This window comes from Microvirga makkahensis (genome assembly GCF_009830105.1).
Lineage (GTDB): Bacteria > Pseudomonadota > Alphaproteobacteria > Rhizobiales > Beijerinckiaceae > Microvirga > Microvirga makkahensis.
The window spans coordinates 1-17,870 of sequence record NZ_WURB01000036.1; the positions used below are offsets into that span (position 1 = coordinate 1).

General features: G+C 64.0%; 17 protein-coding genes. 11 read left to right on the plus strand and 6 right to left on the minus strand.

What is annotated here, in order from left to right; all coding sequences use genetic code 11:
• Nucleotides 1-241: 241 nt before the first annotated feature.
• The gene (locus GR328_RS24080) at nucleotides 242-736 is read right to left on the minus strand and encodes a YcgN family cysteine cluster protein (RefSeq protein ID WP_160888206.1); all 495 of its coding nucleotides are present in this window, start codon (nucleotides 734-736) and stop codon (nucleotides 242-244) included.
• A 216-nt stretch (nucleotides 737-952) separates the two neighbouring features.
• On the opposite strand from GR328_RS24080, the gene GR328_RS24085 reads away from it, so the two are divergent.
• From GR328_RS24085 to GR328_RS24105, 5 genes are all read left to right on the plus strand, one after another.
• Nucleotides 953-3,163, plus strand: a complete 2,211-nt coding sequence (locus tag GR328_RS24085; RefSeq protein ID WP_160888207.1) for a PBP1A family penicillin-binding protein — start codon at nucleotides 953-955, stop codon at nucleotides 3,161-3,163.
• 2 nt (nucleotides 3,164-3,165) lie between these two features.
• Nucleotides 3,166-3,828 carry a DUF1214 domain-containing protein gene (locus GR328_RS24090; RefSeq protein ID WP_160888208.1) on the plus strand — a complete coding sequence of 221 codons (663 nt, stop codon included), beginning with the start codon at nucleotides 3,166-3,168 and terminating at the stop codon, nucleotides 3,826-3,828.
• On the plus strand, nucleotides 3,825-4,388 hold the full coding sequence (locus tag GR328_RS24095; RefSeq protein WP_160888209.1) for a DUF1254 domain-containing protein: 564 nt from the start codon (nucleotides 3,825-3,827) through the stop codon (nucleotides 4,386-4,388). Before GR328_RS24090 ends, GR328_RS24095 begins: the two co-directional genes overlap by 4 nt.
• A 28-nt stretch (nucleotides 4,389-4,416) precedes the next feature.
• The gene (locus tag GR328_RS24100; RefSeq protein WP_246216072.1) at nucleotides 4,417-4,905 is read left to right on the plus strand and encodes a GNAT family N-acetyltransferase; all 489 of its coding nucleotides are present in this window, start codon (nucleotides 4,417-4,419) and stop codon (nucleotides 4,903-4,905) included.
• A gap of 518 nt (nucleotides 4,906-5,423) precedes the next feature.
• A complete protein-coding gene (locus tag GR328_RS24105) occupies nucleotides 5,424-6,455 on the plus strand; it encodes a DUF2336 domain-containing protein (protein ID WP_160888211.1) in 1,032 nt (343 codons plus the stop codon).
• Here the strand turns inward: GR328_RS24105 and GR328_RS24110 are convergent.
• Together GR328_RS24110 and GR328_RS24115 are read right to left on the minus strand one after the other, a co-directional pair.
• Entirely contained in the window at nucleotides 6,425-6,766 is a 342-nt protein-coding gene (locus tag GR328_RS24110) for a DUF1491 family protein (RefSeq protein WP_160888212.1), read from the minus strand. The two genes, GR328_RS24105 and GR328_RS24110, sit on opposite strands and share 31 nt — an antisense overlap.
• A complete protein-coding gene (locus tag GR328_RS24115) occupies nucleotides 6,766-7,698 on the minus strand; it encodes a peptidoglycan-binding domain-containing protein (RefSeq protein WP_160888213.1) in 933 nt (310 codons plus the stop codon). The genes GR328_RS24110 and GR328_RS24115 overlap by 1 nt, the downstream gene beginning before the upstream one ends.
• Nucleotides 7,699-8,016: 318 nt before the next feature.
• On the opposite strand from GR328_RS24115, the gene GR328_RS24120 reads away from it, so the two are divergent.
• Together GR328_RS24120 and GR328_RS24125 are read left to right on the plus strand one after the other, a co-directional pair.
• Nucleotides 8,017-8,343, plus strand: coding sequence for a hypothetical protein (locus tag GR328_RS24120; RefSeq protein WP_160888214.1), 327 nt, complete (start codon nucleotides 8,017-8,019; stop codon nucleotides 8,341-8,343).
• A 67-nt stretch (nucleotides 8,344-8,410) separates the two neighbouring features.
• A complete protein-coding gene (locus tag GR328_RS24125) occupies nucleotides 8,411-8,839 on the plus strand; it encodes a SufE family protein (protein WP_160888215.1) in 429 nt (142 codons plus the stop codon).
• A 9-nt stretch (nucleotides 8,840-8,848) separates the two neighbouring features.
• Here the strand turns inward: GR328_RS24125 and GR328_RS24130 are convergent, their stop codons facing one another.
• Both GR328_RS24130 and GR328_RS24135 read right to left on the minus strand, forming a co-directional pair.
• Nucleotides 8,849-9,640 carry a DUF6456 domain-containing protein gene (locus GR328_RS24130; protein ID WP_246216073.1) on the minus strand — a complete coding sequence of 264 codons (792 nt, stop codon included), beginning with the start codon at nucleotides 9,638-9,640 and terminating at the stop codon, nucleotides 8,849-8,851.
• A gap of 407 nt (nucleotides 9,641-10,047) precedes the next feature.
• Nucleotides 10,048-10,476 carry a Ros/MucR family transcriptional regulator gene (locus GR328_RS24135; RefSeq protein WP_205790270.1) on the minus strand — a complete coding sequence of 143 codons (429 nt, stop codon included), beginning with the start codon at nucleotides 10,474-10,476 and terminating at the stop codon, nucleotides 10,048-10,050.
• 439 nt (nucleotides 10,477-10,915) lie between these two features.
• Here GR328_RS24135 and GR328_RS24140 point away from each other — a divergent pair, with 439 nt between their 5' ends.
• From GR328_RS24140 to GR328_RS24150, 3 genes are all read left to right on the plus strand, one after another.
• Complete coding sequence (locus GR328_RS24140; protein WP_160888217.1) at nucleotides 10,916-13,027, plus strand: S9 family peptidase; 2,112 nt, start codon at nucleotides 10,916-10,918, stop codon at nucleotides 13,025-13,027.
• 48 nt (nucleotides 13,028-13,075) lie between these two features.
• Nucleotides 13,076-15,454 carry a PAS domain-containing protein gene (locus GR328_RS24145; RefSeq protein ID WP_160888218.1) on the plus strand — a complete coding sequence of 793 codons (2,379 nt, stop codon included), beginning with the start codon at nucleotides 13,076-13,078 and terminating at the stop codon, nucleotides 15,452-15,454.
• A gap of 92 nt (nucleotides 15,455-15,546) precedes the next feature.
• Nucleotides 15,547-16,101, plus strand: coding sequence for a hydrolase (locus GR328_RS24150; RefSeq protein WP_160888219.1), 555 nt, complete (start codon nucleotides 15,547-15,549; stop codon nucleotides 16,099-16,101).
• Here GR328_RS24150 and GR328_RS24155 read toward each other — a convergent pair.
• Nucleotides 16,094-17,059: a hypothetical protein gene (locus tag GR328_RS24155; RefSeq protein ID WP_160888220.1), complete on the minus strand. Its 966-nt coding sequence runs from the start codon at nucleotides 17,057-17,059 to the stop codon at nucleotides 16,094-16,096. The two genes, GR328_RS24150 and GR328_RS24155, sit on opposite strands and share 8 nt — an antisense overlap.
• Before the next feature lie 175 nt (nucleotides 17,060-17,234).
• Between GR328_RS24155 and GR328_RS24160 the strand changes: the two genes are divergently transcribed.
• Nucleotides 17,235-17,834, plus strand: a complete 600-nt coding sequence (locus tag GR328_RS24160) for a superoxide dismutase (RefSeq protein WP_134497582.1) — start codon at nucleotides 17,235-17,237, stop codon at nucleotides 17,832-17,834.
• Nucleotides 17,835-17,870: the final 36 nt, after the last annotated feature.

Here is a 17,870-nt window from a genome sequence, read left to right on the forward strand (position 1 = left end):
GGACCATGAAAGTTTGGAGAGGATGATGGAGGCGGGCATGGAAACGGATCGTCCCGAGGGCAAAGCAGAGCGGCAGTGCTGTCGGGTCGAGATCCATCGGTGCTCACATCCTGTTCTACATGGCGCATCCAGGGGGCGGGCGTCGCGTGCGCGATATACCGTGGCCGCGTGTTGGCCGCGAGTTCCCTGATCGGAGCGCGAGGCAGCTCCGGTCCAGCGGTCTTTGCCGCCGGAATCTCCGCTAGCGGCCGACATCCTCCATCGGCCAGTCGGTGAGACGCTCGAGCAGTTCGGCGAGGCTGAACTCCTCCTCGGGCCCCGCGACCCGGTCCCGCACGGACACGCCCGCCACATGGACCGTTTCGGGATCTCCCGAGACGAGAGGGTGCCACCAGGGCAGATCCCGCCCCTCGGCCACGAGACGATAGGCGCAGGTGTTCGGCAGCCAGGACAGGCCCCGTACGGTCTCCGGCGTCAGCCGCACGCAGTCGGATACCTTGGCCTGGCGATTCTCGTAGTCGCGGCAGCGGCAGCTCCCGTCGTCGAGAAGCGTACAGGCCACATCCGTATAGAGAACCTCGCCCGTGTCCTCGTCCTCGAGCTTGACCAGGCAGCAGCGCCCGCAGCCGTCGCACAGGCTCTCCCACTCGTCGAGGCTCAGCGATTCGAGCGTCTTCACGCGCCAGAAGGGCTCCCTCTCCGGCCGGGAGCGAAGTTGGGGTACGGTTTTCGACATGCGGTGTCTGTGGGCTCTGTTTGCGGCGGTTTGAAGGAGGGGTGCGACACCGCACATCTACATACCTTTCTGCCGGACGGGGTAGATCTATTTTGAACCGGAGAAGCTGTTCGCGAGTTGTTGATAATGCATTCCGTAACGTGCAAACGTTGCCGTTAGGGAACCAAACGATCATAAGCAATGTCTCAGGTTTCCTGACCCGCCCGAAGGACCGCCGTGCGCCCGAATTCCTCCATCCCCCTCTCGACACGGATCAAGCGTGCCGCGCTCTGGCTGGACGCCTGGCTGAACTCGTTTCTGTTTCAGAGCGGGCGGGGGCTGGCTTCAGCCTACGAGTCCTATTCGGAAAGGATGAAGGGCCTGCGTTTCCGCGGGCCCTTGCGCGTGCTGCTCGACCTGACGAGCGAGGCGACGACGCTCGGCGCGGTCGGCGGCATCGTCATGCTGGCCCTTGCGCTTCCCGCATTCCGGGAAACCGAGGACGACTGGCTCAAGACCCAGGATCTCGCCATTACCTTTCTCGACCGGTACGGGCAGGAGGTCGGCCGCCGCGGTCTGCACCTCGACGATTCCTACAAGCTCGAGGATTTTCCGGACTACATGATCAAGGCGGCGCTCGCGACGGAAGATCGCCGGTTCTACAGCCATTGGGGCATCGATCCGATCGGCACCTTCCGCGCCCTCATGGTCAATGCCCAGGGCGGCGGAGTAGTCCAGGGCGGCTCCTCCATCACACAGCAATTGGCGAAGAACCTGTTCCTGACGAACGAGCGGTCCCTCGAGCGCAAGATCAAGGAGGCCTTCCTCGCGGTCTGGCTCGAATTCCACCTGACCAAGGACGAGATCCTCAAGCTGTATCTCGACCGCGCCTATATGGGCGGCGGCGCACACGGCATCGTGGCGGCGGCGGATTACTATTTCGGCAAGCCGGCCAAGGACCTGACCCTGGCCGAGGCCGCCATGCTGGCGGGCCTGTTCAAGGCCCCCACGAAATATGCGCCCCACGTGAACCTGCCGGCGGCCCGCGCCCGCGCCAACGAGGTTCTGCGCAACATGGTGGAGGCCGGTTTCCTGACCGAGGGCCAGATCCAGACGGCCCGCCGGAATCCGGCCACACCCGTCAGCCGCGAGCGCGAGACCACCCCCGACTTCTACCTCGACTGGGCCTATGAGCAGGTGAAGGCCCTGGCCGCGCAGAAGAAATTCGGCAACGAGCGCGTGCTCATCGTCAAGACGCCTCTCGACACGGCTCTGCAGCGCCACGCGGAGGAGGTGCTCGAGAACCAGCTGCGCCAGCACGGGCGCCAGTACCGTGCGGGCCAGGGCGCCATCGTCGTGATGGACGTGGACGGCGCCGTCCGCGCCATCGTCGGCGGGCGCGATTACGGCCAGAGCCAGTTCAACCGCGCGACGAACGGACTTCGGCAGCCGGGTTCCTCCTTCAAGCCCTTCGTCTATGCTGCCGCCCTGACGACCAATCCCAAGCTGCGCCCCACATCCAGGGTGGTCGATACGCCGATCTGCCTCGGCAACTGGTGCCCGCAGAATTATGGCCGCAAGTTCTCGGGAGCCATGCCCCTGGTCTCGGCTCTGGCCCGCTCGATCAACTCCATCCCGGTCCGGATGTCGCTCGAGATCGGCAAGGGCAACGCCAAGGCCGGCCGCACCATCATCATCGACACCGCCAAGCGCATGGGCCTCACCCATCCCCTGGCCAACGAGGCGCCCCTGCCCATCGGCGCCGCGGAGGTGACGGTCCTCGACATGGCCGCCGCCTATGCGGTGTTCGCCAATGGCGGCTACCGGGCCGATCCGTACGCGACCTGGGAAGTGCGCAACTCGTCCGGCGAGGTGATCTATCGCCGAGACCGGGATACCCCGCCCAAGCAGGTCTTGGAATCCCGCGTCGTCGAGGACATGAACTTCATGCTGAACAAGGTGGTGACCGAGGGCACCGGCAGGCGGGCCGCGCTCGACGGAATCCCAGCCGCAGGGAAGACCGGCACCACGAACGGCTACAAGGACGCGTGGTTCGTGGGCTACACCGGCAATCTGGTCGCCTCCATCTGGTACGGCAACGACGATTCCAAGCCCATGAACGACATGACCGGCGGCACCCTTCCCGCCCAGACCTGGCACGAGGTCATGGACTTCGCGCACCAGAACCTGGAAATCCGGCCGATCCCCGGCGTCGATCCCGCCCCCTTCGCCCGGGTGGCGACATCAGGCCGTCCGGCGGCGGATCAGGCGCAAGGACCCTCGCAGGCATTCCTCGCAGGCACGCTGTCCCGGAAATCCTATGAAGTTCTGGAGACCATCGGCAACCTGTTCCAATCCGCAGAACGCTCCATATCTACCGCGAAAGAGAGCAACATCCCCCGCGTGACGGGTTCCGTGGAAACTCCCCGCCAGGTGGCGATGCCGTAACGATGAGCACCGATGCAATCCTGACGAACGCTCCAAGGGCGGGTGCGGCGCGTGCGCCTGCGTCGAGGCCTATTTCCTTTCGAACCGTCCCGACCGCTTTCCTGATCGTCTATTCTCTCCTTCTCGCGTTGGCGGTGGGACTAGGTTCGACCTACTTCATCCTCAAGGGCGATCCGCCGTTCGGCAGCCTCACCCTCGGACCCTGGAAGGCTTGGCCCGCCCTCGGCTCGACCTCGGCGGACCCTTACATGCGCGCCATTCTCGCCCGGCGCGGCGACGTTCCCCTGGCGATCGGCGAAGGCCTCGGCTTCACCGCGACGACAGACAGCGACGGCAGGGCTCTCGACTCCGCCTGCACCTATCGCGTGGGCGCCGACACCCCGGCGGCGCGCCTCTGGACCTTCTCCGTCTATGACCAGAACGGGCGCCTCCTTCAAACGGAACTGGGGCGGAACAGCTTCACCTCCGCGGAGGTTCTGCGGGATGGGCAGGGTCGGTTTACGATTACGCTTTCGCGCAGTCTCCAGGACGGCAATTGGCTGCAGCTTCCCCCCTCGGGCGGATTCAGCATGGCGCTCAGGCTCTACGACACGCCGGGCGCGGCCGGCACGGGCCTGACCGAGAGCAGCTTCCCGGTCATCGAACGGGTGGAGTGCGGCTCATGAGAGGTTTTGGCCGCTTCATGATCGCCACCCTTTGCGGCCTCGTGCTGGCCGCAGGCGTGCATATCATCTCCATTCTTGCGATGCCCTACCTCGCCGAGGATGACGCCTTCGCGAAGGTTCAGCCGACCCTCACCGCCGAAAAGGCACAGATCATCAGCGCCCCTGGAGGCGCGAACACCTGGATGCCCCGGCCCGATCCGGCGGTTGCGGTCGCAGCCTGCGCCTTCGATCTCCGCAACGGACCGATGCGGATTTCAGCCCAGACCGGACCGAACCTGCTGTCCCTCTCCTTCCATAGGGAGTCAGGCGGCGTGTTCTTCGCCGTGACGGACCGCGCGGCCGTGCGAGGAGAACTTGAGATCGTGGCCATGACAGCGCGCCAGCTCGACGAGGCGCGCGCGGCGGAGGACGAGAACGAGCCCTCGCGGGATGTGCGCATCGTCGCACCGGAGCAGCAGGGCTTCCTGATCGTCCGCGTCGCCGCGCCCACCCCTAGCCAGCGGCCGCAGGCGGAAGAGGCCGTGAAGGCCGTTTCCTGCATCACAGAGCAGGCGGAATAAGGCTACGAAGAACATGCCCTGGCGCGCGATGGTTGCCCAGGATCTCGCGAAGGTGCAGATCCTGGCCGACACGATCCACCTCGATCACCCGGAAGAGCCGCAGGTCTTCGCCGAGCGTCTGCGGCTTTATCCCGAGGGTTGCCTTGCGCTGGAGGAAGACGGCCGTCTCATCGGCTACGCCCTCACGCACCCCTGGCATTTCGGCACCCCACCCAAGCTCAACTCCCTGTTGGGGGGCATCCCTGCCGGGGCCACGACCTACTACGTGCACGACGTGGCGCTGCTGCCCGAGGCACGGGGCAAAGGCCATGCCGTGCAGGCCGGCGAGCGACTCGTGCGCCACGCGCGGGACGCCGGCTTCGGCAATCTTTCATTAGTCGCCGTCAACAACTCCCAAGCCATCTGGGAGCGGCTGGGTTTTCACGTGACGAGCGTGCCCGGCCTGGAGGCGAAACTCCTCACATACGGACCCGGTGCAGTGCTGATGGTGCGCGAACTGGCGCAGGATGTCAGCTGACGCAAAAAGGCGTCGCGAGAAGCATACTCAAAAGGAAATCAGGAGCGGCGACGGCCGGGACGAGTGCTGGCGTACGGACGGGAGGGACTTGGGCTCGGCTCTGGCCGCTCATAGCGTACGCCCGTGAAGAGCAGGATTTCACCTCGTGGCTCGCCTGCCGTCAGTCGGGGACGTTGCGGCCTGTCCGCAGCCTCGGGAAAAGCGATCACCACTCCTGGCGATCTTATCCACGCGTCCTTCATCATGCTCTCCTCTACCGTCTCAAAATCCGCCTCTGCTACTCGCTCACAAAAAGTGCCTCATGGTTAACAGAACCTTTCCAACAGCGGGCTAGCGCTGGAAAAACCCCTGACCTGACAAGAAAACAACAGGAGCGGCCGCGCTTCTGTTCCGATCTTCACGATCATGTGTGTCATGGCGCACAACGAGAGGCGGCCGCCTGTTGGGAGGATTTAAAGATGCGCTTAACGGAATGCCTCTAAGGTGAGGACCGGGCTACGCTGAAGAAAGAATTGAATATGGCGTCCTCCGCCAATCCCGGTCTCTGGTCCGACCTGTCCGATTTGAGCGGCACGGATGCCTGCGCCGCTCTCCTCAAGGTCAATGCCGAAATGTTCGCCGCCGCTCCCGCCCGCGACCGCGAGACCATCGGAACCTTCGAGGCCCTCGCCCTCGGGTTTCTGCCGAAAGCCGACCGCGCCACCCTGAACGATATCGCGCAGCTCCTCGCGCAGTGCCGGGATACGCCCCCCTCCGTTCTCGAGTACCTGCAGCGGCATGCGCCGGAAGCCTGCGGCATCATACCGGCACATCGAACCCGCTCCGCCTCCGTCCCCGATGCGCGCTATCTCGCGACACCCGCGGGACGCGTGCATCTCGCCTCGCGCCCGCAACTCGCGCCTGCCACCGTCGAGCGCATCCTGGCACTGCGGGAGGAGGTGAGCGAAGATCTCCTCGCGGCCAATCCGGCACTCCGTGCGTCGACGCCGGCCTTTCATCAGTTGGTCAGGCGCGCCGTCGAGCGCCCTGCCCTCGCACGAATCCTCCTCCAGCGTGCCGATCTCTCGATCATGCACGCAACCAGCCTGTATTTGGCGGCCGACCGTGAACGGCGCAGCCTCATCCGAAAGCGCGTCGCGGATGAATCTGCGCTGGCGGCCGCATCACCCTTCGGCCTGAGCGGGCATGATGCAGCCGCGCTCGTGGAGGCCGCGGGCGACGGGGATATCGTACGCTTCGAACGTCTGCTGACGGTCGCCTTCGGCTTTCCCGGCTCGGCGGAATGGCGCATTCTGCAGATCGGGCGTCATCTGCTTGTCGCTCTTGCGCTGAAGGCGCTGGGAGTGCCGGAGAGGCAGGCGATCCGCATCCTCCTGACCCTGCATCCCGCCCTCTCCTATCCCCTCTCCGCTATCCGCGAGCTGGTCCGGGAGATGCGGGACGTTCCCGGCCCGATTGCCCTGAACATCGTCGAGGCGATCCTCGGCTTGAAGGCGCTTGGCGGAGATGGCCGCGCGCTTCACGTTTCGGGAGCGAGATCGAGAAAGTGACGGCCCTGGCGGTCGTCCACCTCCACCAGCCAGAGATCGGAATCGAACCGCATTTCCCGCACCATCCTCTCCTCGACATCGAGAGGCGTCACGCCTTGCAGGATCGGCGAGAAGAGACGCTCGCCGCTGTCCTCCACGAAGAGCTGCGGCGCGGGCCCGTAAAGGCTTGCTGTACCGTCGAGGTGATCGACCTTCACGAAGATCGCTCCGGCCTCGGCGGAGCCGCGCTTGCGCAGGGCGGCGTCGACTCCTTCGACGCCGCAGCGGCGCAAATATGCGGACACCCAGAAATCGGAGCGGAGACGGGCCATTACTGGACGGCAATGCCAGACTGGGAGGAGAGTTCACGCGCCGTGCGCGAATTGAACGTGCCGGTCACGGGCAAGTGCCTGTCCTGCTCGAAGCGCTCGATCGCCTGGCGGGTTCCGGGGCCCATCAGGCCATCGACCTTCACACCGTAGCCCAGACGGGCCAGGGCGCGCTGGCCGGACAGCACGATGTCTGCCCCTTCGGGCCGCCCCACATTGGCAGGCGGCGTCGGGATCGGCCCGCCGAGGCGGATCATTTCCGCGATAGGATCACGCACGGTCTGCACGCGGCTCGGAGGCAGGGCGGGCGCCGGTGCAGAGGCGGGTGCTGACGCCGGCGCCTGGACGGCCATCCGCTGTGGGCGCTGTGGCGCCGGAGCAGGCACGCCATTGCTGCGGATCAGGTCCGAGATCGCATTGCGTGCCGCGGGCGCAGCGGGCGCGGCCTCGACCGGAGGCGCCGGCTCGTCTGGCGGCGCAGGCATAGCCTGGGCCTCGTGCGTGTCGGCCCCGGGCCGGACTGGAGGCAAGGGCTGCGTCGGATCCGTTTCCAGGGCAGGCGTTGCGGCAAGGGCCGGGTCGCGTTGGGAGAACAGCGGCGCGGGATGGCGGGCATTCTGCAGGAGCAGCGCGTTCCACGCGATTGCTCCTGCGCATCCGGCCAGGATCACGGCCGCCGTCACACGGCCTGGATGCCGCAGAATCTGGGCTATCAGCCGCTCGCCCAGCCCCGCCTTGCGTGGCGTCCTCCTGGCCGTGCGCTTCTGCTGCGGACGCGGGGACGCCTTCCGCCGCACGACGGCAGGAAGGTCGAAATCGTCATCGTTCTCGGCAGCGAAAGCATCACGCACAACAATCATCCCATCGTTGAAGGAGCGCACGACGACCGGCCAAAAGCGCCCGGAGACAGGCCGGGCGGCGATGCCGAAGATCATGAACGAGAGCCCCTGAAGCCGCTCCTCCCTCTTCTTGGCGAAAGCGTGGCAGAACTCCCTTAAACGAACGCTTAAACCTGTGATCCCGTCTCCTTCGCCGCCGGTTCCCGCACTCGGGAACTTTCGTGGGGATTGCCGTGACGACGTTTCCTTTCCCTTGCAATTCAAGGACCTTAACGGGTTCGGTTAACACCGTCAGGGGATTAACCCCTGATTCATCCTGTTTGCGGTTTTCCCCCGCATTGTCTCCATGGAGCCGGTGCGGCACGTTATGATGCATCACTCTTGATCCATTTCCGGGCAGCCGGCAGCCTCCCCATGTTTTCAATTCTGCGTTTCATCCTCATCGTCGGCGTGATCTTCTATTACTCGCCCGTCCGCGACCATGGCGAGTCGCCGGACCCAACCCTGGATAGCGCCGCTCCCGGGCACACGGAGCATGCTGGGCCTGTGGCGCCTCCCCTGCCTTCGGACGGAGCGCCCGGTCATCTCGAAGCGGTATGGCAGGCCCTGCCGGACAGCGCCAAACAGGCAGTGGTCGAGAAAATCCTCGCCGCCTCCGGCCTCACGTCGGCCGCCCCGAAGCCGTCGGACACCCTGAGGCCGGAAGACCGCGCGCCCTCTCCGCACGAACCCCGCGGCTGATGCGGCCCGCCCGGTCGCCAAACTCTCCCACAGCCATTATATGACCGGCAGACAAAGCAGGGATGCCATGCTGCCGACCATTGACGAGATCGTCTCCAATTTCGAACTCCTCGACGACTGGGAGGAGCGCTATCGCTACGTAATCGAGCTGGGCCGCATGATGGAGCCGCTTCCGGCGGAGGCCCATACCGACGCCAACAAGGTGAAGGGCTGCGCGAGCCAGGTCTGGATCGAGACGCGCCTCGACCGCGCCGACGGCAGGCACGCGCTTCACCTGCTCGGAGACAGCGACGCCCATATCGTGCGCGGCCTGGTGGCCTTGATGATCGCGCTCTACGACGGCAAGACACCGGAAGAGGCCCTTGCCACCGACGCCCTCGCCCTGTTCCAGGAACTCGGCCTGGCGGAGCATCTGACGCCGCAACGGTCGAACGGCGTCAGATCCATGGTCGAGCGTATCCGCCGCGATGCGCAGGCGGCTCAGGCCAGCCTCTGACCTCCACCGTCAGGCACGCCCGCCCTCGATCACCACGGCCCGCCAGGTCCTGATTCCGCGGGAGGCCGCCGGACCGCGGGCGGAGGCCTCGATTCCGTAATGTTCGGCAAGCCGTGCCAGCGCGAGACGCACGACGATCTTGGCGGAGCGCTGCGGCCATCCGCGCTCCCGCTCGATCTGCTCCAGCCCCTTCAGGAACCCGCACAGATCCATCAGCAGGTCGCTGAGATCAGATCCCACGGCGGCGAAAGCGGACCGGATGCGCTGACGGGCGGCCACCATGCGGTCCGTGGCTTCCGAGGGCGATATGGAGCCGCCGCCCGCCGGCATCATGTCCCAGCGGGCCGTCACGCCCGGCAGCAGGCCCGCGAGCGTGATGTCGGTACGCAGCCGCTCCCCGGCCTGGTAGGCTGCCTCGTCGATCATCGGTTCCCCGTTGCGGTCCTTGCGGCGGCGCAGCCAATCGAGCGGACTCTCCTCCGTATCCATCCGAACGCGCACGGGACCCGCCTCGGTCCGGAGCGTCGCTTCGACGGTTTCCCGGTGCTGGTGCAGAAAGGCTGCTGTGGGCTCGTCCACACGGGAGCGCCGGAGATGGGAACGTCCTGCATCGCTCAAGACGAGCGTTTTGCAGCCCGTTGCCCCGTGTTGCCAGACAGCCAGATCCTGCCGGACGAGCAGCTCAGCAGAAGCGGCACTGAAGCGTCCGGCCCCGACGGAAATGCCCGCACGCTTCCTGTGGACGATCACACCGTCTTCGTCCGTCGGGTCGAGCATGACGCGGGTTTCCGATGCGTCCATTGCAGCCAGAAGTCGTCGTGCTTCCCATGAAAGGGCGTCTGAGCTTGCGGTGCCTGCGGCGGCGGCGCTACGCCTCCTCGTTTGCTTGGCACGCTTCGCTTTTTTCGGCGATCCGAGCGCCGGGAGACCTGCGGGGGCAATTGATTGATGAACCTGTTCGTTCTCATTTTTGTTCATGTTTTGTTCCCATAAATAAAGAAAGAAAGGACTCACCCCTCCACCACTGATAGTGGGCTCATATTCCTAGTTGTCAACGAGATTCAAAACTGTTGATAACAGTGAGGATAAGTCGAGAGGCACCTCTCACGGACCCACAATGGCCACGATGGGAGCAATCTCACAGCCAGCGGGACAGCAAAAAAGCCGCCTTTGAAGGGCGGCTTGGAAAGGCGTGTGCCTCAGGCGGCTCAGCCGCGGGAGGTCCGGCGCTTCCGGCGCTGCTGACCGAGCCCCATTTCCTTGGCGAGTTCGGAGCGGGCCTTGGCGTAGTTCGGAGCCACCATCGGATAATCGACCGGCAGGCCCCACTTCTCGCGGTACTGCTCGGGGGTCATGTTGTACTGCGTGCGCAGGTGGCGCTTCAGCGACTTAAACTTCTTGCCGTCCTCCAGGCAGACGATGTAGTCGGGAGTCACGGACTTCTTCACGGGAACGGCCGGCTTCGGAGCCTCGACCGGAGCTTCCACGGTGCCGCCGCCAACGCGCATGAGAGCAGAGTGGACCTCGTTGATCAGCGCGGGCAGGTCGCCTGATGGAACAGAGTTGTTGCTCACATAGGCCGACACGATATCCGCAGCCAGCTCAATGTAGTTCGATGCAGCGATATTGTCGCTCATTTTGATTTTCTTCCTTTCCGGCCCACAAGAACAGCTCAATTGCCTTTCAGGCCGCTGTTTTGAGCAGCCGTTGCGCAAGCAATGCTTGCTTCATTATTGAGCCGCTCTGTACATGCACAGAGATCGTGCCTGCCCGTTCAGGTATGTCAAATCCGCTCGAAACACAAGATCGATAAGGGGAAAACTTTGGAAAACTTGGGGGTCAACTTTCAGTGTGCAATAAACATAGGTTTAACCATCGGGAATCGCGAAAACCGGCCGAGACTACGCAATACTGAATTCAGGCGCTCCCTACCAGAAGAAGTAGCTATAAAGCAAATGCCCCAGGAACTGGAGCGGCGTGTCTGCCGGCATCGCTCGAACCCCGCATGGGAAATCCGAGTTATGTGTGCATAATCGCTCCTTCCTTCACCCCAATCTGACCGATCCGGATCGTTTTATGAAACTCGAGCGTCTTCCGTCCCACGCCCTGCCACCTGCGCCGGTCACGCCGGCAAGGCCGCACAGCTTCGAAGTCCACGGGGTGGGAATCCAGGACGACTATGCCTGGCTCAAGGCCGAGAACTGGAAGGAAGTTCTCAAGAACCCGGCTGCCCTCGATCCGGCCATTCGAGAATGCCTGGAGCAGGAGAACGCCTACGCGTCGGCCGCCTTTGCCGGAACGGAGGATTTCCAGGCGCGGCTCGTGGCCGAGATGCGCGGGCGCATCAAGGAGGACGACTCGACCGTTCCGCAGCCGGACGGTCCCTTCGCGTATTTCACCCGCTACCGGGAGGGCGGGCAGCACCCCCTCGTCTGCCGGCAACCGCGGGACGGCGGCGGCGAGACGATCATGCTCGATGGAGACAAGGAGGCAGAAGGGCACGCCTTCTTCGATCTTGGTGGGGCGGATCATTCCCCGGATCACCGCCTTCTTGCCTGGGGCTCGGACGTGAAGGGCTCCGAATACTTCACGATCCGCGTTCGCGACATTCGCACGGGCATGGACCTCCCCGACGAAGTGCCCCAGACCTCGGGCGGGGTGGTGTGGCTCAATGACAGCTCCGGCTTCTATTACGTGGAACTCGACGAGAATCATCGTCCGGTCAGAGCCCGGCGTCACCTGATCGGTACAAACCCGGCCCAGGACCAGACGGTCTACGAGGAGAAGGACCCCGGATTCTTCGTCAAGCTCGGCGTCACCCAGTCGAATGCCTTCGTTCTGATCGAGGCCAGCGACCATGAAACCTCCGAGGTCTGGCTCCTCGACCGGTCCGACGCCTCGGCCACGCCCCGCCTCGTCGAGGCACGCACGCCCCGGTTGCAGTATGATGTGGAACATCATGGGGACAGCCTGATCATCCTCACAAACGCGGATGGTGCGGAAGATTTCAAGATCGTGACCGCGCCGGTCGCGGCCCCCGGGCGTGCTCACTGGAGGGATCTCATCCCCTACCGTCCCGGGACGATGATCCTCTCCGTCGTGGCCCTTGCCCGCTACCTCGTGCGGCTGGAGCGGGAGAATGCCAATCCCCGGATCGTGCTTCGCGAGATGGCGACCGGCCGGGAAGACAGCATTGCCTTCGACGAGGAGGCCTATTCCCTCGGCTTCACGCCCGGCTACGAATTCGACACGGACGTGATCCGCTACCATTACTCGTCACTGACCACCCCCAGCGAGGTGACGGATTACAACCTGCGCACGGGCGAGCGGACCCTGCGCAAGAGGCAGGAGGTTCCCAGCGGCCACAACCCCGCCGAGTACGTGACCCGCCGCCTCTTCGCCACGGCGCCGGACGGCGAGCAGGTCCCCATCTCGATCCTGCATAGACGGGAGATCCCGCTCGACGGCTCGGCACCATGCCTTCTCTACGGGTACGGCTCCTATGGCATGTCCATGCCCGCGAGCTTCCGCACGGGGATCCTGTCCCTCGTGGATCGGGGCTTCGTCTATGCCATCGCCCATATCCGCGGCGGGACGGAAAAGGGATGGCGCTGGTATCTCGACGGGAAGCGAGAGAAGAAGACGAATACCTTCAAGGACTTCATCGCCTGCGGCGAGGCTCTCGCCGAGGCCGGCTATACGTCGCGGGGACGGATCGTGGCCCATGGCGGCAGCGCGGGCGGCATGCTGATGGGGGCTGTCGCCAATATGGCGCCGGATCTCTTCGCGGGCATCGTCGCCGAGGTTCCCTTCGTGGATGTTCTCAACACCATGCTGGACGCCGAGCTTCCCCTCACCCCGCCCGAATGGCCCGAATGGGGCAATCCCGCCGCCGACGAGAGCGCCTTCCGTACCATTCTATCCTATTCGCCCTATGATAACATAAAGCCGCAAGCCTATCCTGCGATCCTGGCGCTCGCCGGACTCACGGACCCGCGCGTAACCTACTGGGAACCCGCAAAATGGGTCGCCAAGCTCAGGGCCACGATGACAGGGGGCGGGCCGATCCTGCTCAAGCTCAACATGGATGCGGGCCATGGAGGAGCGGCCGGGCGTTTCGATCGGCTGGAGGAAGTTGCCCTCGCCTATGCGTTCGCGATCAAATGCATCGAGGGGAGAAAGGTCTGAGGCCGCACGCCCCCGCGGCGGCGCAGGATCTCTTGAGAGTGAGCGTGTATGAGCAACAGCGAGAATTTGCCAGCCCTCGACAAGAGCGCTCCTCTCAGGAGGAGCGCCGGCTCCCGGGAGACTGACAAGCAGCGGATTGCGGAGCTCGAACGCCAGCTGCGCGTGAGCAACGGCAAGCTGCGAATGGCTCTCGACATTGGAAAGCTCGGCTCATGGGAACGCGATCTCGAGACGGGCGAGATCACAGGCTCGGCAGAGTTCAAGGCCTATCTGGGGCTCAAACCCGACGCACGGCTGACCTATGCGGAGCTGGAGGCCATGTTCCACCCGGCCGATGTCGAGCGCATCAACCAGGCGGTGGCCTATGCGATCCGCACCAGGACCGACTTCAACATCGAACACCGCATCCTGAAGGCCGACGGGAGCGTCGGCCATGTTCACGTGCGCGGCGGAGCGATCTACGAAGGCGACAGGCCCACATGCTTCGTCGGCGTGCTTCAGGACATCAAGGAACGGCAGAGAATCCGGGAGGAGATGGATCAGGCTCAGCGCCGCCAGGAGTTCCTGCTCAGGCTCAACGATCAGCTCAGCAACATCGATGATCAATATAAGATCATGGAGGTTGCCGCACGCGATCTTTGCGAGCTTCTGAAGGCCGACACTGCAGGCTATGGCGAAGTCTACGAGGACCGCGGCGTCGTCATTGTCGAGCGTGAATGGTCCAGGGGGCTCATCAGCAATGAGGGAAAGGTCGAAAAGCTCGACAACGGCTCCGGAATCCTCAAGATCCTGGAACGCAGACAAGCAGCCATCGTCAATGATGTGAGGACGGATCCCCGCCTCGGCGATCCGGCCGTGCAGGCGTTCTACAGCACCATCAACGTGCGTTCCTGCTGCGCCGTTCCCATTCACAAGAATGGACGATTTACCGCCGAATTCTATGTCTATTCGTCAGTGCCGCGCGACTGGACGAGCGACGAGGTGGCACTCGTCGAGGATGTGGCGGAGCGCACCTGGCTGGCGATCGAGAAAGTCAGGGCCGAGACGAACCTGCGCGAGATCGAGGCGCGGTTCAAGCTCATTGCGGAATCGCTGCCTGCCCTGGTCTGGATCGTCGATCCGGAAGTCAGGCTCACCTATGCCAACGAGCGCTGGGTCAAGTTTTCAGGCCTCTCTCCGGAAGAGGCGCTCGGCCATAGCTGGATGCAGGCAATCCATCCCGACGACATGGCGCGCATGCACGAAGAGCTGAAGAGCGTCATGCGGGATCACACTCCCTATACGACCGAGGCCCGCTATCGGTCTCATAACGGCGTCTACCGCTGGCATATCATCCAGGCGGAACCGTTCTACAAGGAAGGAACATTCTGCGGCTGGGTCGGCACAAGCGTCGATATTCAGGACCTCAAGGAAACGGAAGCGGCCCTGCGGCTCAGCGAGGAACGGCTGTCCTTGGCGCAGCGGGCTGCCGGCATCGGCGTCTACGACTGGGACATGATCACCGGCAAGATCGTCTGGACTGCCGAGCAGGAGCACCTGTTCGGCCTGGAGCCGGGTACGTTCAAGGGCGACATTTCCGGTTGGAGAGAAAGGGTTCATCCCGAGGACCTGCCTCCCGTCCTCAAGATCATGGAGGACACCGAGCGGCGCCGCGAAACGGAGCTCAACCTGTCCTATCGGATCGTTCGGCCGGACAAGAGCATCCGCTTCATCGACACCACATCCGTGTACTTCTATGACGACAAGGGCACGCCGACGCGCCTGGTCGGCGTCAATATCGACATCACCCGCTACAAGCAGGCGGAACAGAGTCAGCAGCTCCTGATCCGGGAGCTGCATCACCGGGTCAAGAACACCCTGGCGACGGTTCAGGCCATTGTCGGCTCGACCGCGCGGACTTCCTCCAGCATCGACGAGTTCTATCAGGGTTTCGTCGGGCGCATCGTCTCGCTCGCCCGCACCCACAACCTTCTCACGGAAGACCTTTGGCAGAAGGCGGATCTTCAGGAACTCGTAGCGACGGAACTCGGCCCCTACGAGGACGAGGCCCGCAATCGCATCCTCATCGAAGGCCCGGATGTGGAGCTGCCCTCAGAGGCCGCCGTTCCTGTCGGCATGGCCATTCACGAGCTCACCACCAACGCCGCCAAGCACGGCGCCCTGTCCACCTTCGGCGGGCAGGTGGAGGTTCGTTGGCATGTCGAGCCGGATGGAGAGAACGCGATTTTGCACTTCACGTGGACGGAGCATGGCGGCCCACGCGTCACTGCCCCAGCTCGCCAGGGCTTCGGCTCACGCCTGCTGCAACGGGTTCTTTCCGCCCAGTTGCAGGCTCAAGTGAACTGGGACTTCCGGGAGAAGGGTCTTCATTTCTCGATGACCATGCCCATGCCGCGTGGGGCGCCCCTCTTCAACCCCGACAGGTAGTGCCCATGATTCCGCCATGGTCGGCGAGCGCTGCCGCGGCAGATTGGAAGGACCAGTTCTCCGTATCGATCGATGGAGCCCAGGGAGACGTCATGCTGTTGAACGCAAACCGGTCGCATCTTCTTGTGGTGGACGTGCAAGCCAGACTCATGCCGGCCATTCACGAGAGCGATTCCACGCTCAAGAACATCAACACGCTGCTGCGGGCGGCCCTCCGGCTCGGCGTTCCCGTGACGGTTTCGGAGCAATACCCGAAGGGGCTTGGCCCCACGGTCGCATCCGTCGCCGAGGCTCTTCCGGCCGCCACGCCCGTGTTCGTGAAGACGAGCTTCTCCGCGGCGGCCGATCCGGCAACGGCCGAACACATGGTCCGGCTCCGCGGTGAAGGTCGCGATCAGCTCGTGATCTGCGGAGCGGAGGCACATATCTGCGTGCTGCAGAGCGCGCTCGGGTTCAAGGCGACCGGGCTCGAGACCTTCGTGGTCGCCGATGCGGTTTCGAGCCGCTCGCCGCACAGCGTCAGCGCCGCCTGCGCCCGCCTGCTCCATGCGGGCTGTCATTGGGTGACGACGGAGATGGTGGCATTCGAATGGATGGAGAGAGCTGCGACGGAGGATTTCCGGGCCCTCTCCCCGCTGTTCAAGTAGCAGGGCTTCCGCCACCCTCGCCGCCGGAGGCGATGAAGGCTTTCAGCTCGTCGAGGGACTGGAACCGGAAAACGCCCGTGGGGGTCTGCGCCTCGATGGAGCCGTCGGAGAACATCACATAGGTGTTGTCGCCGGAATTGTAGGTGCCGATGATCGTTGCGGCGCTGCGCGGCGCCTCCTCCGCCGCCTCTCCCCGGCTCTCCTCGTCGGAAGCGGCGGTTTCCTCTCGGGCTGCGGCAGGCTCCGAGCCGGGCTCCGGCGCATGATCCGTCGCGGGCTCGGGCGACGCCTCGCGGAGATCGTCCCCGACCGGTTCGTCCCGGCTTTCCTCCTCAGGCTCGTCCAGCCTGGGCTCGTCCCCGAAAAGCGCCGCTTCGGCAGGCGTCCGGCGGGTTTCCACATAGGTCTCGCCGCCCCGCTCGGCCAAAAGGAAGTCCGGAACCTTGACCTCGCCCTCCCCGTCCTCGTCACGGCGTCCGGTCTCGTCGGAGGACGTCTTCGGCGGGAACGGCAGCAGGCGCTCGCCAAGCTTTTCGGCCTCTTCCCTGCCGCTCTCGCGGCTCTCGACTGCCGATTTGAACCTGTCTTCCTGTGGGAAAAGCGGCAGGTCGGGCTGCGCCACGTCCTGATCCTTGGCCTCGCCGCGATCCAACATGCCGCCGCCGAGCAACCCTCCCGCGAGAGCCGCGGTCGAAAGGCCGGTCGACGATGAGGAAGCCTCGTCCCGAGCCGCTTCATCGAAACCGATCTGCAGGCGCACAAGCTCGGACTGGATCCTGGCGAGCTTGGATACGACCGCCGTGATTCCCAGCAGGAGCGCGCCGCAGCCGGCGCTGAAACTGCCGGCGATCACCATCGTCCAGCCACGTTCTATCAGAACGATGTCCCATCCGAAGAAGGCAGCCAGCAACCCGCCGACGATCATCGCAGAAGCGAGGGCTAGAAGAGCGATGATCATGCCGTCTCCATATATACGCAAACAAGGTTTTCAGAGGCAAAGCTATGCCTCTATAGGCGAAAGGCAACCTCATGAAAAGATTGGCCAGAAAAAAGTCCGCTTCCCGACCGTTGCTCTTGCGCCCTGGGAGCTTTAACTAACCCATCACAGGTCGCTCAATCCAAAGGAGACGCCGATGTCGTTCACTCTGCCCGAACTGCCCTATGCTTACGATGCACTGCAGCCCTACATGTCGCGCGAAACCCTCGAGTTTCACCACGACAAACACCATGCGGCTTACGTCAACACCGGCAACAACCTGCTGAAAGGCACGGAATTCGAAGGCAAGAGCGTCGAGGAGGTCGTGAAGGGCTCCTACGGCAAGAACCAGGCTCTCTTCAACAATGCGGGCCAGCACTACAACCACATTCACTTCTGGATGTGGATGAAGCCCAATGGCGGCGGCGCTCTGCCCGGCAAGCTCGAGAAGAAGATCGTCGAGGATCTCGGCTCCGTCGACAAGATGAAGGAAGACTTCATCCAGGCGGGCGTCAGCCAGTTCGGCTCCGGCTGGGCCTGGCTCGCCGTCAAGGACGGCAAGATCACGGTCATGAAGACTCCCAACGGCGAGAACCCGCTGGTGCACGGCGCTCAGCCGATCCTGGGCTGCGACGTGTGGGAGCATTCCTACTACATCGATTATCGCAACCGCCGTCCCGATTACATCAAGGCCTTCCTCGACAACCTTGTGAACTGGGAGCACGTCGAGGAAATGTTCGAAACGGCGACCAAGTAAGCCGACATCCTACGCTGCGTCAGACGGGCCTCCTCG